General features: G+C 50.9%; 11 protein-coding genes. 4 read left to right on the plus strand and 7 right to left on the minus strand.

Annotation, left to right across the window (positions count from 1 at the left end):
- Positions 1 to 96: 96 nt before the first annotated feature.
- The gene (locus KGF88_RS08235) at positions 97 to 1,089 is read left to right on the plus strand and encodes a hypothetical protein (protein WP_153825971.1); all 993 of its coding nucleotides are present in this window, start codon (positions 97 to 99) and stop codon (positions 1,087 to 1,089) included.
- Between the two features lie 38 nt (positions 1,090 to 1,127).
- Positions 1,128 to 2,309, plus strand: coding sequence for a hypothetical protein (locus KGF88_RS08240; RefSeq protein ID WP_153825972.1), 1,182 nt, complete (start codon positions 1,128 to 1,130; stop codon positions 2,307 to 2,309).
- Here the strand turns inward: KGF88_RS08240 and KGF88_RS08245 are convergent.
- The 3 genes from KGF88_RS08245 to KGF88_RS08255 form a co-directional block, all read right to left on the minus strand.
- On the minus strand, positions 2,278 to 2,910 hold the full coding sequence (locus KGF88_RS08245) for a hypothetical protein (protein ID WP_153825973.1): 633 nt from the start codon (positions 2,908 to 2,910) through the stop codon (positions 2,278 to 2,280). The genes KGF88_RS08240 and KGF88_RS08245 overlap by 32 nt on opposite strands.
- A gap of 26 nt (positions 2,911 to 2,936) precedes the next feature.
- Positions 2,937 to 5,657: a putative bifunctional diguanylate cyclase/phosphodiesterase gene (locus tag KGF88_RS08250; protein WP_153825974.1), complete on the minus strand. Its 2,721-nt coding sequence runs from the start codon at positions 5,655 to 5,657 to the stop codon at positions 2,937 to 2,939.
- Positions 5,658 to 5,936: 279 nt separating this feature from the next.
- Positions 5,937 to 6,191, minus strand: a complete 255-nt coding sequence (locus KGF88_RS08255) for a hypothetical protein (RefSeq protein WP_153825975.1) — start codon at positions 6,189 to 6,191, stop codon at positions 5,937 to 5,939.
- A gap of 475 nt (positions 6,192 to 6,666) precedes the next feature.
- On the opposite strand from KGF88_RS08255, the gene KGF88_RS08260 reads away from it, so the two are divergent.
- Complete coding sequence (locus KGF88_RS08260; RefSeq protein WP_153825976.1) at positions 6,667 to 8,094, plus strand: MBL fold metallo-hydrolase RNA specificity domain-containing protein; 1,428 nt, start codon at positions 6,667 to 6,669, stop codon at positions 8,092 to 8,094.
- A gap of 198 nt (positions 8,095 to 8,292) precedes the next feature.
- The gene (locus KGF88_RS08265) at positions 8,293 to 8,886 is read left to right on the plus strand and encodes a hypothetical protein (protein WP_153825977.1); all 594 of its coding nucleotides are present in this window, start codon (positions 8,293 to 8,295) and stop codon (positions 8,884 to 8,886) included.
- A 92-nt stretch (positions 8,887 to 8,978) separates the two neighbouring features.
- Here the strand turns inward: KGF88_RS08265 and KGF88_RS08270 are convergent, their stop codons facing one another.
- The 4 genes from KGF88_RS08270 to KGF88_RS08285 are packed head-to-tail and all read right to left on the minus strand — an operon-like array spanning position 8,979 to position 14,200.
- Positions 8,979 to 10,013, minus strand: coding sequence for a cyclase family protein (locus tag KGF88_RS08270; RefSeq protein WP_153825978.1), 1,035 nt, complete (start codon positions 10,011 to 10,013; stop codon positions 8,979 to 8,981).
- A gap of 32 nt (positions 10,014 to 10,045) precedes the next feature.
- Complete coding sequence (locus KGF88_RS08275) at positions 10,046 to 11,488, minus strand: NAD-dependent succinate-semialdehyde dehydrogenase (RefSeq protein WP_153825979.1); 1,443 nt, start codon at positions 11,486 to 11,488, stop codon at positions 10,046 to 10,048.
- Complete coding sequence (locus tag KGF88_RS08280; RefSeq protein WP_153825980.1) at positions 11,481 to 12,860, minus strand: sigma-54 interaction domain-containing protein; 1,380 nt, start codon at positions 12,858 to 12,860, stop codon at positions 11,481 to 11,483. The genes KGF88_RS08275 and KGF88_RS08280 overlap by 8 nt, the downstream gene beginning before the upstream one ends.
- A complete protein-coding gene (locus KGF88_RS08285) occupies positions 12,857 to 14,200 on the minus strand; it encodes a hypothetical protein (RefSeq protein ID WP_153825981.1) in 1,344 nt (447 codons plus the stop codon). The genes KGF88_RS08280 and KGF88_RS08285 overlap by 4 nt, the downstream gene beginning before the upstream one ends.
- Positions 14,201 to 14,205: the final 5 nt, after the last annotated feature.

Raw genomic sequence — 14,205 nt, forward strand, 5'->3', positions numbered from 1 at the left:
TTAGATATTAGATATTCGAGCCGATACTCCGCAATCAACTAATATTTAATATCTAATAGCTAATAACGTCTTCGCATTTAATAAGAAGAGATACTTATGTCCGTATTGAAAAATAGCGCGATGCGCATGTTTATGGTAACGCGGGTGAAGAACCTGCGCGGTCGCGGCTGGACTCGTAAAAGCGTGATTTTTTTGATTTTGTCGGGGATGGTAGCAGCGCTTGCGTACGTGCTTTTTGCCGATCGGGTCAACATCTACACGGTAAGCGCGAGAACGGACGTGATGAGCATTGTGACCGCCGACAGCACCATCAATCAGTGGCGTATCCCAAATGATGCGACTGTACTTAGCGGTATCACCGGCGAGGCACTGATGGACCCCGAGCAAAATCCAGCAGAACAAATGGAGCTGGTTGACTACAAAACTGGCGAGAATTTTATCATTGTTAATCCAGGTATTCAGGTTACCTTTTTTGTTAATCATGCTAATAGCGAGTTTGTCATTACCCTCGAACATCCAGACTTTGCTAACGGTTCAGTCGGCTACTTAGAACGTGACCTTGGCCGCCAAGAATTGGGCTCGTACGTGGATGTGATCATGGATCAATCACGCCAACTGCTCTTCCCTTTTATGGGAGAAGTGGTGATAGGTGACGACGTGAGTACTTCGGTAGCAGCAACGTTACTCAGTGGCAATATTCGTATCATCGAGCAGGAACTATTTGGCGACGTGCGTTACGTATCGGGTGAGTTTGAGTTAGACCAAGGCGACCGCGTAACGCTACATAACGATATTGAGCGCAACACCAACGCCGTGCTGCGTGGTTTTGTGCGCTATGAACCCGACGACAGCATGTATATCACCACCCATGGTGAGACCACGGTCGCACGGGTAGAGCGCCTTGGCAGCGCCGGTTACGATGCTAAAACCTCGCTCTGGAAGCGCTTCGGTAACGATCCTGTGGTGATGGCGCTCACCAGTTTGTACGCGATTATCTTCCTCATGCTTGAGTTTACTGTGATGCTACGAAGCTTATTTGCTCCGAAAAAAGAACAAATCAAAGCAGAAGAAGTGGTGGTTGAGCGCTAACAGCTGCACGCATAAAAATAATAGGTGATATCCGAATCATGGCTAAGTTACGACCTACAGCGGCAATCAAGCCGCTGCTAGCCGCCTCGGTGGGGCTAAGCATCGCCACCGCAGCTATTGCCCAACCAGCAGGGGCACAAAACACGCCCATTACTCCGGTATTTGTTGAGGCCGGCGAGATCGGCCAAGGCTTTTTGCTCAAACGCCTAGACAGCTGTTACCTGATCACCCCCGAGCACGTCGTCAAAGACAACTTTTTTGCCAACCTCACCGCCGCCAATGCGGCACGCAGCAAAGGTGAAGCCGTTGCCATTCAAAACTTCGGTTACGACCTATCGATTATGGGCGTGAGTGGCCCTGCTGCTGATGACTGTGGCGCGAGTTTTAACGAGCTCACCAGTACCAGTGCTGATGTCCTCAAACAATTGCAAAGTGCTAGCCAACTCAGTGTTAGCACAGTTAGCGCCGATGGCGCTCGCACCTTAACCCCAGTAAGCATCAGCAGCGTTGATTTGTTGCGTCTTTACGTACAACCCATCGATGCTATCAACACGCCTTTGTATCAAGGCATGAGCGGCAGTACCGTTTATGTCGGCCAAACGCCTGTGGGGATGTTGCAATCAGTGGATGCAGATAGCGGCCAAGGCTTGGTGTTGCGCATCGACCGTTTACTAGAAACCATCGGCCCTTTTTTCAATGATGGCTTGGTCGCAGATCTGGCCAATAATACCGGCCTGAATGCTCTACAACAAAGCGTGACGCTAAGTGCTTGGAGCCATGCGCCCAGCGCCGGTAGCAATAGTAATCTGCTCACCGATGGTGATACCGCCACCCATTGGAGCTATCAGCCGCAACAAGGGCCGAACTATAACAAGCTCGGCAACTATCAAGCACACAATCCTGTGCGGCTCACGTTTAGCCTAGGTGATAACTTACAACAGCTTAATAGCATTACCTTGGCTAACCATAGCAAGCAGCGTAGCAGCTTTATCCGTGATTTTGAGATCCTTGCCAATCGTTCCGAGCGCAGCGCGCAAGGCTGGGTGCCTGTGTATAGCGGAACTTGGATGCTCGGCCAAGAGCAAAAGGAGATCGATCTAAGCAAGGCCAACGTCGCAGCTCGCCAATTTATGCTGGTGGTGCATTCTCATTGGCAAGCTGACGCGGAACAGATCGTGATTTCAGAGGTTAAAACAAGTCAATCGTTGCTGGCAGAGTAACTCCTGCACAAGTCACACTGCCACTTAACTCACTCACGTCGTTAAGCTCAAATTTAGCGCTGCAGGCGTTTTGCGATAGGCTAACCTGCAGCCCAGCTACTTCGCCATAACCATTGTGGCTACCGCCGAAGTTACGCACCTCAAAGCGGCCATTCACCTCGTTATAACTGCGCACGGTTACATTCATCACGCCACCTAAACTGCGCCGCAATTGCTCGGCTTTACCGCCATCACCTTCGTTTAAGGTGATCTGCAACGTCTGTACTTCGTTAAATCTATGGCTCAAAGTAATAGCGCGCGCCACATCGTCGGCACTACCAAAGCCGACCGCATAGGCCATTTCACGTAGCGCCGTATTCTCCGATTGCAACAACTTATTCAGTGCACTACTACGTACGTTGGCATCGGCATGACTCAATAGCTGCCGCGCCTGCGCTAACTGATTGGCATCAGCCTGAATTTGCTGCACGTTAAGCTGGTTAGCCGCCACGGGTGCCGCGCTGGCAGCGGTCGTTCCTGCCACCAACAAGAGCATAGCAGTAGCCATGTGGGTGATACCGCGCGCCGACCCAATAACCAACCTTTTATCATCCTGTAACATGCTTACGTCCTTCATTTCTACAACCTTTAACTTTCAAACAAATCATCTAGGGGCACTGGCCGGCCAAAATAAAAGCCCTGCATATAATCACAACCTAGCTCAGTAACAAACTCGGCTTGTTGCGGGGTTTCTACCCCTTCTGCCACCACTTTAAAATTCAAACTTTGCGCAATTTTAATCACCGAGCCAATCAACACTCGGTCACTGCGATGGGTTTTGATCCCAGCCACAAAACTCCGATCAATTTTTACTTTATCCACCGGCAAACGGCGCAAATAGCTCAAGCTGGAGAAGCCGGTACCAAAATCATCTAACGAGATGCTGATTTGCTTATCACGCAAGCTTTGCAAGATATCCACCGCATAGTCGGTGTTTTCCATCAAGATGCTTTCGGTGAGTTCTAACTCTAACCACTGCGGCTGACACCCGGTTTCTTCTAACGTACGCTCTAAAAAGCCTTTAAATTCGCTGCGGTTAAAGTGCAAGGTACTTAAGTTAACCGCTACCTTACATGGCCCATATTGCTGCAATTGCACCGCCGCCTCACAGGCCCGTCTAAACACCCACTCACTTAACGGAATGATCTGGCCGGTCATTTCGGCCAAAGGAATAAACTCCGACGGCGGAATAAAACGCCCAGGCTCACGCTCCCAGCGCAACAAGGCTTCGTAGCCCACCGTCGCGGTATCGCTACAGCGCACAATCGGCTGATAATGCAAGGTTAACTGATTGCGTTCAATCGCCTCCTGCAAGCTCGAGCGCATCGCCGCCGATGATTTAAACTGCAAGCTCATACTTTCTTGGTACACTTGCACGTGATTATGGCCTTGGCGTTTGGCTTGATGCATGGCCATATCGGCCCGCTGTACCAACTCCAATGGCGCATATTGGTCGTCCGTTTGATGCGCCACGCCAATGCTGGCAGTTAAGTATATTTTATGGTGCATGATCCGATACGGCTGTGCGACGGCCGCTAATAACTTATCCGTCAGCTCTTTGACCGCCCGTTCATTGTCATGCACTTTGTCGGTAATGATTAAAAACTCATCACCACCAAACCGGCCTAAGATAGCCTGCTTACCAACCACAGCTTCTAACCGCTGCGCCAGCACTTGGAGTAAGCGGTCACCCACTTGCAAGCCCAAGCTATCGTTGATGTAAGTAAAGCCATCCAAGTCGATAAACAACACCGTTTGCTGCTTGTTTTTATGGAACCTATCCGCTAGCACCTGCTCACTGGTGGTGCGGTTAAACAGCCCGGTCAGGGCATCATGCTCGGCCTGAAACTTCAGTTGCCGGCCCTGCAACACCAACTCCCGGTTACGCTCCACCGTCAGCGCCATCATCAGCACCAGCAAAATCCCCGCAAACACCACCAACACCTCAAGATTAGCCCGCTCTTGTAAACTGCTGAGATCTACCAAGTAGGTTTGAATCGGGTTACCTGAGGTGTTGTAGTCTGTTACTAACGCACTGTCATACAAAAACAATGCCTTACTGGCGAGGTAGGCTTTTTGCTCATCGCTGATCCAATACCCCGCATAGTCAATCAACACGCCTCGGCCAAGCATGGTGTACGCGGTAATAGGCGATTCCATAATGCGAGTTTGCGGGGCTAGCATCAGCGGCACGTCAAACACCGCCAATAACGAAAAGTGTCGCTCCGGCTGTTCTTGGTGCGGAGGATGCGATTCAGTAAATTCCAACGGCAAACGCACAAACATCAAGGTTCCATCAGGCGAGTTCTCGCGAGAGGCTATCAACATTTCAATCCGGGTTAAACTCGCAGCTGCACTCACGCGCAAATAGGGGTCGATGTTCCACAGATGGGTGTAATGGCTGTCGCCGTTTTTATTCTGCTCCCAAACCACATCTGTCCCTTCAAGCAGCATCATACTTTCAAGGAAATCAATATCTTCCAAGTAGGCTTTAACATCTGCGTCCATCAATTGATCATGATGGCTGGCTGGATAGTCACCCCAGCGCTCGGCCACCCGCTCGAACGTCCGCAAATGCTGCGAACCTAGTGAACGCCTACTCTCGTTTAAATTCTGGGCAACCTCACGACCTTGCTCACGCAAGTTATTCATCTGGTTATGAAAGGTGAGTAAACCAAAGCTGGTTGCGGCGGCTAAACCTAACAAGACCATCCCGGTAGTCAAAGTACTGACAGGAGGCAGGTACTCATGCCCAGCACGGCTGGCATTCCACACCGCCAATGCCGCCAGCAACACCAGCGTACAACTAATCAAACTGCCAATCGGATGCCGCGCCATCAACGGCTGCTGATAATAAAAATGCAGCACTATCATGGTTAACATGCCCAGCGCAATCGGGGCCGCCAGCAACGCTTGCACGCGCATCGCCACCCGCCCACGTAACCGCAGCGCTAACCACAGCGACAATATCCCCATCAAGCCGTGCGTAATCGGATGCACCTGCGAATCGTAAGGATCAATCACGGAGCCAAACAAGCCGTTGGCAGCTACCACCACCCCAATAACGGCAAACGCCCGCGACAACCAAGGCTGCCACGAGCGTTTTGAATGCAAATCAAAGGTAAGGAGACTCAAGCCATTAAACACCGCACCTAATAGCAACGATGAGCTCATGGAGTGGTACAGCGGCAACTGGGTCGGTTCCCAGTAGCGATAGCCCAGGATTAAAATCCCAGCTAATAGCAGTGAAAGCGACAACACCAAATGGGTCACTGCGCGTGCTTGTTGGTCTACCTGAATTATACGCATTCGGTAATCCTGCTAGTCTAATTATTCTTATTATTATGGGTAGCGCCGTCAGCTCATCACATCAGCATTTACGACATAAGCTTATATAACCATAAGAAGATAACCATGACTAGTCGGATTAGCGAGTTTGCCAACAAAAACCAAAAAAATCCTGATGAAGATAGAGATAACTAGTTTAAAAGTGATAGAGCGAATTTTAGATGTGTAACTACCGTGGGCATACCTTGCGGATTGCCTCATGAAGTCGCCTTAATGCAATAACTAACGCGACAACTAGCTTTAATGCGCTAGAATACTGATATGGAGCCGCTTAAAAATCGAAGCTGAGCGTGGTAACACCCAAAGCTTACCATTGCGATCCCGAAACACCGCGTGGGTCAGAATCGGTGACCGTTCCATTTCTATCATGGCCCGGCGCAAGGCTTGACCATTCGACTCACTGCTTGGCACCCCGATATCAGATAACTTTTCGTCACCGTTATATAACGATATCTTGCGATGCCTCTTATAATGACTACTCTGACCAGCTGTCACTGCTTGTTCCCCCATGTCCGTACAGAAAATAGTGCTTATAATTGTAGTTAGTATGTAAAGATTACGCTATAAATCATTTTCGATATAGTAGGCGCAAAATCGTAACGATTTGTTGCGTCTTGGTTAACTTTTAAAGAATAAGGCACGAAAGGGGTAAAAAACAATCGGGTTTTATACGAAATCGTTGTCAGATTGGGGATGATTTGAGCGTCCGTTATTTTAACAGTGTAAAGGTTTTGGTGAGGGCTTGTTTGTTTGGAACTTAGCGGGGGCTTAATCAGAGCTTAATCGGAGCTTGCGCTAGCGCATGAGGAGAATTAGAAGAGGCAGCAGTGCGACCAAAGTATGGATTACGGAGTTCGAACAAGGTGCTGCCTCTCCTAATACAAATAGGCTACCTGAGAGATCGGCTATTGTCAGTAATTTTTTTCTGGTCTAGGCTGATTTTTCGCTTATAACTCAAGGAGAAATGTAAATGGATATTACACATCATGGTGCTCATGAAGGGGTCACCGGTTCTTGCCATCAACTTCACCTCGATATCAAAGGTAGCTCCAGTCCATGTTCCGTGTTGATCGACTGCGGTATGTTTCAAGGGATGGATGCCAAACGCCATCAGCTTAATCAACAAATGCTAGCGGTCGCCGAGCAAGAGGGCGCGCTGGGTTACAGCGGAGATAGCAGCGGGCTTGGCTTTAGCATCGACGACATTGAAGCTTTGGTGCTCACTCATTGCCACATCGACCACGTTGGGCGCGTGCCACAGCTGATCACCGCCGGCTTCAGCGGCCCCATTTACTGCACACCCGCCACCGCCAGTTTGCTGCCGATCGTCTTAAGCGATGCACTAAAATTACAGCTCGGCCATAGCAACCAGCAAGACGACATGATTGACCACCTGGTGCGCCGCATCCAGCGCCAAGTCATGCCTATCGCTTACGATCAATGGTTTACCCTACCCTTTAGCCGCGACCAAATCCGCTTACGGCTACGCAACGCCGGCCACATCTTAGGCTCTGCCTACGCCGAGTTTGAGCGCATCGAAGACGGCTTTCGAGTGGTCTTTTCAGGCGACCTCGGCTGCAAAAATACGCCCTTGCTACCGGATCCGACCCCACTCGAATACGCCGATATCTTAGTGCTAGAAAGCACCTACGGCGACCGCCTGCACGAACCGCGCGAGCACCGCCAAGCACAGCTCAAACAAGTCATCGAACGAGCCTTTGAAGATAAAGGAACGGTACTTATTCCGGCGTTTAGTATCGGCCGCACCCAAGAGCTGCTGTACGAACTTGAAGATCTCATCCACAGCCACGCCGATTGGGCCAAGATGACAGTGATTTTAGATTCGCCGCTGGCATCGCAATACACCGCCATGTATCGACGCCTGCGCCAGCAATGGGATGACGAAGCCAAGCAACGCCTGGCTGACGACCGCCATCCGCTTAATTTTGAACGGCTGCACATCGTTGAAAGCCACGAACAGCACGAACAACTGGTGGAACTCTTGCGTGATAGCGGCACCCCAGCGATTGTCATAGCCGCCAGCGGCATGTGCAGCGGCGGCCGCATCGTCAACTACCTGAAAGAGCTGCTGCCCGATGCCCGCACCGATCTGATTTTTGTCGGCTACCAAGCCGAAGGCACCCCCGGCCGCGACATCCAACGCTACGCCGAACACGGCCTCGGCTCCGGCAGTTCCGGCTACGTGGTACTCGACCACCAACGCATCGCCATCAACGCCCGTATCCACACCCTTGGCGGCTACTCAGCCCACGCCGATCAGCGCGAACTGGTCGAATTCGTACAAAGCGCCCAACGCCCTATCCCCGACATCCGCCTCGTACACGGCGAACCCGCCGCCAAACGCGCCCTGCGCGCCGTCCTAGATAGCTTCGATTGAGCCGAAGAAGGACCTGCGGCCCCAGCTACGTAGCTGGGGCCGCAAGTTCCTCCAAACAATCTAAAACTTTACCAAAGTACGACCAATGTCGTACAATAGAGGCCTGCCATGGGATTTAACAACATTAAAAAGAGAGTCATCAAATGCTTGGATGAGGCAAACAGTGTATTTATCAGCATTCATATGTAAGAGGCTAAAATGAAAATATTCAAGGTTGGTGACTCACACAAAGCAGCCTGTACAACATGCCAATCATTTGGAGACACAACATTCCAGTTACGTGATGTCCCCTTCAGCGATGGCAGCGGTATCGTTAAAAATGTTCTGGTTGGCGTTTGCGACAAATGTGACAGCGTCGTTCTCCTTCCACACCAATCAACTCCCGCGGTTAAGCGCCAGTATGAAACCAAGCGCAAACCGGTCGAGGGACGCTTACCTGCACACCTGATCGATATCCTAAACCTAGCAACAATAGAAATTGGGGCTTCCATCGATTTCGTCCCCAATTTAATGAAATACTATATTCACGCATTGTCTGAGAATGAGATGGCAGCGAAATCTATCACACAGTATTTGAATAGCGAATTAGCAAAAGGTCGAGCAGATAAACGGCTATCCCTAAAAGGGCGGCTACTAGCTAGTGAAATTGAGCGTCTTAAAGTGATAACGGATATAGCAAACACAACTGATTTACTAAAAAGCATTGTTCTTAAGATTAACGAAGACCTTTTACTTAAACGAAAAGCAGCACCAATTAAAGAATTGAGAAATATATCAGCAGCATTGGCGTAGAGACTTAAATACCGGAGCCACCTGCGGCCCCAGCTAAGTAGCTGGGGCCGCAAGTCCCTCCAAGTCCCTGCAGACAGAAAAGAGCAACAAGCCTACTTAATCACAATCGGGTTAATCGGCGAGCCTGAGCCGCGTTCCATTTTCAGCGGCGCCGCGGTGAACATAAAGGTATACTGACCATCTTTGGCGCTATCCGCGGCCAAATCGTCCAGCCAATACAACTCGCTCAGCACCACACCTAAATCACGAATCAGCGCGCCATGTAAAGGAATCACGTAGTCGTCACCCTCAATCTTTTGTGGTACCAATTCAACCGCTAAGTTATCCGCCGCAATCACCGGAATTTCCATCTGATCAATCCAGCGTACCAACTCTTTGCTGTAGCACAAACCTGGCTCGGTGGTAGCGCTCCATGGCGCATCTGGCGCATCGCTATAAAAACGGCCAACGGAGCCCGTACGAATCAGCAAAATATCACGCTTCTGAAGCGTTACACCTTGGGCCTTTGCTGTCTCTTTCAGATCTTGCAAAGTCACGCAACTGCTAGGTGGCAAACGCCCGGCATCGCCGCCTTTACGTAAACCAACATCCAGCAACACCCCGCGTCCCACAATACCGTGACTCGCCAAGCTACCAATATCCACATGGTCATGCCCATGCACCGTACTATCAGCGCTCACCCCACCGTAAACTTGGTCACCGTACCAAGCGTGGCCTAACGCATCCATGTGCGTGGTTCCTTGCAGGTACATAAATACCGCATCATCAGAATACTTCACGCCACCCGCCAGTTTTTCCAGCTTACCGGTGTCGTACATGCTCTCATCTTGAGTCATATAGTGCATGGCCGGCACTCGACCAGGAAAGACCGGTCCCACGCCATGAATCATCGGCAACTGTAAAGTAAATGTCTTACCCTGCTTCACAGCTTTTACCCCACGCATCGCCTGCGCGTCATCGAGGTAATTCAGCGCACCAATTTGGTCGTCATCTCCCCATTTGCCCCAGTTCTTGGGCATATCGGCCTGTAATTTCTCAATCGGTGTTTGTTGTGCCAGAGCTGCTGTTGATAAACCCATCAGCATGGCTGCAATCGCTACTGGTAGTACTTTCTTTGTTGTTTTCATAATGTAAGTCCTTATTGTTATTGGAATAAAACTTAGTTACTCAATTTAATGTATTTGGTTTCGAGATATTCCTCGATCCCTTGACGGCCGCCTTCACGACCCATACCCGACGCTTTGACTCCGCCAAATGGCACCGCAGCATCTGAGATAAGGCCCGTGTTTACACCCACCATGCCTACCTCAAGCTCTCGTGCAAAGCGTTGAATACGTTTTAAATCTTGGCTGTAGACATAGGCAGCCAAGCCTGCCTCTTGCTGGCGTAACTGTTGAATTAATTGGGCCTCGTCAGTAAAGCGCACCAAAGGTGCTACCGGCCCAAAAATCTCCTCTTGCACGCACTCCATAGCAAAACTGGCGTCAGCCAATACCGTGGGTAAAAACCAATTGGCATCGCTCTGCCAACGTTTACCACCGCATAACAGCTTGGCCCCTTTGGTGAGCGCATCTAACAACAGCTTTTCTACTTTATGCAGGGCCGCCCGGTTGATCAGCGGCCCAATCGTGACATCAGCCTGATCGCCAGAGCCCAAGCGCAACTGCTGCACCTTCTCAACTAAGCGTTCAGCAAATGGCTGATACACTTCATCGGCAACAAACAGGGCATTGGCGCACACGCAGGTTTGCCCAGCATTACGAAACTTAGCCGCAATAGCTCCATCCACCGCAGCCTCAATATCCGCATCGGCGCAAACAATAAAAGGAGCATTACCACCCAGTTCTAACGACAGTCGCTTCAAGGTTGGAGCACATTGAGCCATCAACAAACGCCCCACCGCAGTCGAGCCAGTAAAACTCAACTTCCGAACCTGCTTGGAAGCCGTTAATTGGGCTCCTACCTGCTGTGCATCGCCGGTGATCACATTCAGCACCCCAGCTGGTAGCCCCGCGCGTTGTGCGAGTTCAGCCAAAGCCAATGCTGTAAAAGGTGTATCCGGCGCTGGTTTAACAATCATGGTGCAGCCCGCAGCTAAGGCCGGCGCTACCTTCCGAGTGATCATCGCCGCCGGAAAATTCCATGGGGTAATGGCCGCACACACCCCTACCGGCTCTTTAACGACCAACATCGATAATGGGGTTTCGCCGTAGGGCAAGGTCGCCCCACCATCAAGCAGGCTCGGCTGCGCAAACCATTGAATGTAGCTCGCAGCATAAGTTATCTCACCGAGCGCTTCAGCCAACGGCTTACCCTGCTCCAGCGTCAAAATCCGCGCCAAGCGCTCGCGCTCAGCCATAATCAACTCATACCAAGCCTGCAACAGCGCACAACGCTCACGAACCGGTACCTCCCGCCACAGGTAATAGGCTTGTTCGGCAGCAGCAATACAGGCCTCAACTTGCGCGCCACTGAGTTGTGGCACCTTGCCTAAGCACTCTCCTGTTGCTGGGTTGACGACCTCCTCTACCGCATCGGCATCAAGCCACTGGCCATTCACTAATGCCTGCTGGCGTAACTCAATCACGTCGTTCTTAAACATCTTTAAACTCCACTGTATTGCGGTTTTCCACAGCTTGCTGGGCCCGCCAGCGTTGTTGCTTTTTCACCAAAGTAGACTGATCAATGCCCAGCGCTGCCGCCGCTTGGCGGGTAGTGCCGTACATGGCCAGGGCCTGCTCAATCAGCTCGCGCTCTAAACCTTCTACTTGTTCTTTTAAACTCATACCAAGGGCCGTAAAACCTGTATCTACTCGCATTTCGCGTGGCAGTTGCGCTGTGGTAATCAGAGATTGCTCTGCAGTCACCACCAATCGCTCGGTCAGGTTGATCAACTCGCGAATGTTGCCCGGCCAGTGATAGCGTTGTAACCGAGCAATCACATCGCTGTGCCAACGACAGTCAAACTCGTACTTAGCATTAAAATGGCTTAGATAATGCTGCAGCAAGGCTTCAACTTCTTCAGCCCGCTCGCGCAGCGGCGGCAATTCCAGTGGCACCACACTCAAGCGATACAACAAATCTTCACGAAATTGGCGCTGTGCCACCAATTCATGCAAGTTATGGTGGGTTGCAGAAATCAACCTGAAATTGGTATTTTTGAATTGAATGCCACCAACCGGAATAAACCGGTTTTCAGCAATCACTTTGAGCAGTTTGGCTTGCAAGCTCAGCGGTAAATCGCCAATCTCATCAAGAAATAAAGTGCCGTTATTAGCGGCCTCAAGCAGCCCCGTTTTGCCTTTCTGAGCAGCCCCAGTAAAGGCCCCCGGCACATAGCCGAACAATTCTGCTTCTAACAGACTCTCTGGCATGGCAGCACAATTCAACTCAATAAAGGGCCCTTGCGCCACGGCGCTGTAATCATGAATGGTGCGCGCCAGTAACGTCTTACCAGTGCCGGTTTCACCCTGAATCAGAACCTTGGCGGCGGTGGGCGCAACTCGTTTAGCGAGATCGTAGCAACGCTGGGTTGCCCGACTGATAATCACCGCATCGTTGACCTCGTGCGCACCATAATGATCACGCACATGTAAGATCTGCTCCAACTGTTCTTCGGCGCGTTTGGCCTGCAGCAACTCGGTAACGTCACGCACGGTCGTAACTATGTATTCAATTCGCCCTTGCGGGTCGAACATGGGCGTACCCGAGACTAAAATCTTATGATCATCGCCAATGGTCTGAGTGAGCGTGACCGGACCTTGCTCTTTCAACACCTCCAACGACACCGAGCGCGAGATGTAGCCTCGCTGTACCACTTCAGACATGTGTAAGCCCACAAGCGCACTACGTGGGATGCCAGTAATACGCTCGTACGCCTTATTCACAGTGACCGTCACGCCATGGCCGTCGGTGATATAAACCCCATCACTTAACGCATCAATCACTCGCTGTAAATTATCGCCGGACATCATGCGCGTTGCTCCCTTAGGCGCCAGCCGTACACTAAAAAGCACAGCAACAGCCCAGCTGCAAAGGCCCAAGTAGCACCTTTCACCACCAAAATGGCAGCAATCACCCCAGCAATCCCTAAATCACGCTCGGAGCGTGCCTCTTGAATGCCAATACGCACGCTCACATAGCCTTGAATAAGCAGAGTGAGCGCTAAAGCTATCCCCAAAATCGGCTGCACCAAACTCACCACCGGCAACAACAACAAGCCGGTATTGGTGCCCCAACGAAACGAGCCGGCGCCACCAAAAATCGAGTCCATCGCTTGCCGCCCTTTTTTGAAGCGCTCCACAATCACCACATGCATGGCCGCCCACAAGGGTCCGCACATAGTCACATCGGGCCCGATCACGCTCATGCCGAGGTTGCGCGCACCAAAGATCAAATGCGCACGATTAGGGTCGTAATCAATTTTCTCATCTTGGCGTACCTCGTCTGCTTCATCCAAGATAGCCTTGCTTTGCAATACATCACCAAACAACACAATGTAAGCCGCAAGCACCGTCGGAATCGCACTCAAGTACATACTCCAAGGCGGAAAACCCACTCCGAATAAGGTGTACTGACTAAACATGGTGGCAAAATCAGGCGAGGTAAAACCCCACTCCAACTGCGGCCAAGGCGCTTCTGAAAACAGCGGGGCCAGTACAATCGCCAAGGCAATAATCGGGAAAATACCTAGCTTACCTAACGCCGCAAACACCCAATGACGATCTTGCAAGGCTGCAAAATGCTTAGAAAAGATCAGATAAAAGGCAATACCCACCGCAATAGAAATGGTAAATGGATAACTTTCAAAGCGCCCACCATCGTCAAACACCACAGCAACCGCTGCTAGCCCAGCCCCCATAATAATGCCGGCTTTGATGGCACTGGGTATCAACTGCACTACCCGCTTCGCAGCGCCCGAGGCGCCCAGCAAAATAGCAAACAACCCCAGCAACATCTGAAACGCAATCAATGCATGCACCCGCGCCTCACCTTCCGGGAACATCGACACATACATCATCAGTAACGGAATTGCTGGGGTTATCCACCCAGGGACCACAGGATCACCAAGCATATGGTGCAGTAAATAGAACAAACCATTGAGCACCACAATCGCTAACGCCGCCTCGAACGGCATGCCCAGCAGTTCGGTCATTAACGAGATGGCGGCAAGATCAACCGCACACATCAACAGCCCTTGAAAATAGTCCGGCCATTCAAAACGATAATGCACAAACGGCAACCGCACTTTAAACGGACCAAGGGCAAAAAACGGTGCTTCAGCGCCGCTAACGCGTTGTTTCCATAACGACATCAGAG

Source organism: Idiomarina loihiensis (genome assembly GCF_024584785.1).
GTDB classification, from domain to species: domain Bacteria; phylum Pseudomonadota; class Gammaproteobacteria; order Enterobacterales; family Alteromonadaceae; genus Pseudidiomarina; species Pseudidiomarina fusca.

What these genes read in the sequence shown, in the direction of transcription:
- KGF88_RS08235 (WP_153825971.1), top strand. Translation starts at nt 97, where the DNA reads ATGTCCGTATTGAAAAATAGCGCGATGCGCATGTTTATGGTAACGCGG.
- KGF88_RS08240 (WP_153825972.1), top strand. Translation starts at nt 1,128, where the DNA reads ATGGCTAAGTTACGACCTACAGCGGCAATCAAGCCGCTGCTAGCCGCC.
- KGF88_RS08245 (WP_153825973.1), bottom strand. Translation starts at nt 2,910, where the DNA reads ATGTTACAGGATGATAAAAGGTTGGTTATTGGGTCGGCGCGCGGTATC.
- KGF88_RS08250 (WP_153825974.1), bottom strand. Translation starts at nt 5,657, where the DNA reads ATGCGTATAATTCAGGTAGACCAACAAGCACGCGCAGTGACCCATTTG.
- KGF88_RS08260 (WP_153825976.1), top strand. Translation starts at nt 6,667, where the DNA reads ATGGATATTACACATCATGGTGCTCATGAAGGGGTCACCGGTTCTTGC.
- KGF88_RS08265 (WP_153825977.1), top strand. Translation starts at nt 8,293, where the DNA reads ATGAAAATATTCAAGGTTGGTGACTCACACAAAGCAGCCTGTACAACA.
- KGF88_RS08270 (WP_153825978.1), bottom strand. Translation starts at nt 10,013, where the DNA reads ATGAAAACAACAAAGAAAGTACTACCAGTAGCGATTGCAGCCATGCTG.
- KGF88_RS08275 (WP_153825979.1), bottom strand. Translation starts at nt 11,488, where the DNA reads ATGTTTAAGAACGACGTGATTGAGTTACGCCAGCAGGCATTAGTGAAT.
- KGF88_RS08280 (WP_153825980.1), bottom strand. Translation starts at nt 12,860, where the DNA reads ATGATGTCCGGCGATAATTTACAGCGAGTGATTGATGCGTTAAGTGAT.
- KGF88_RS08285 (WP_153825981.1), bottom strand. Translation starts at nt 14,200, where the DNA reads ATGTCGTTATGGAAACAACGCGTTAGCGGCGCTGAAGCACCGTTTTTT.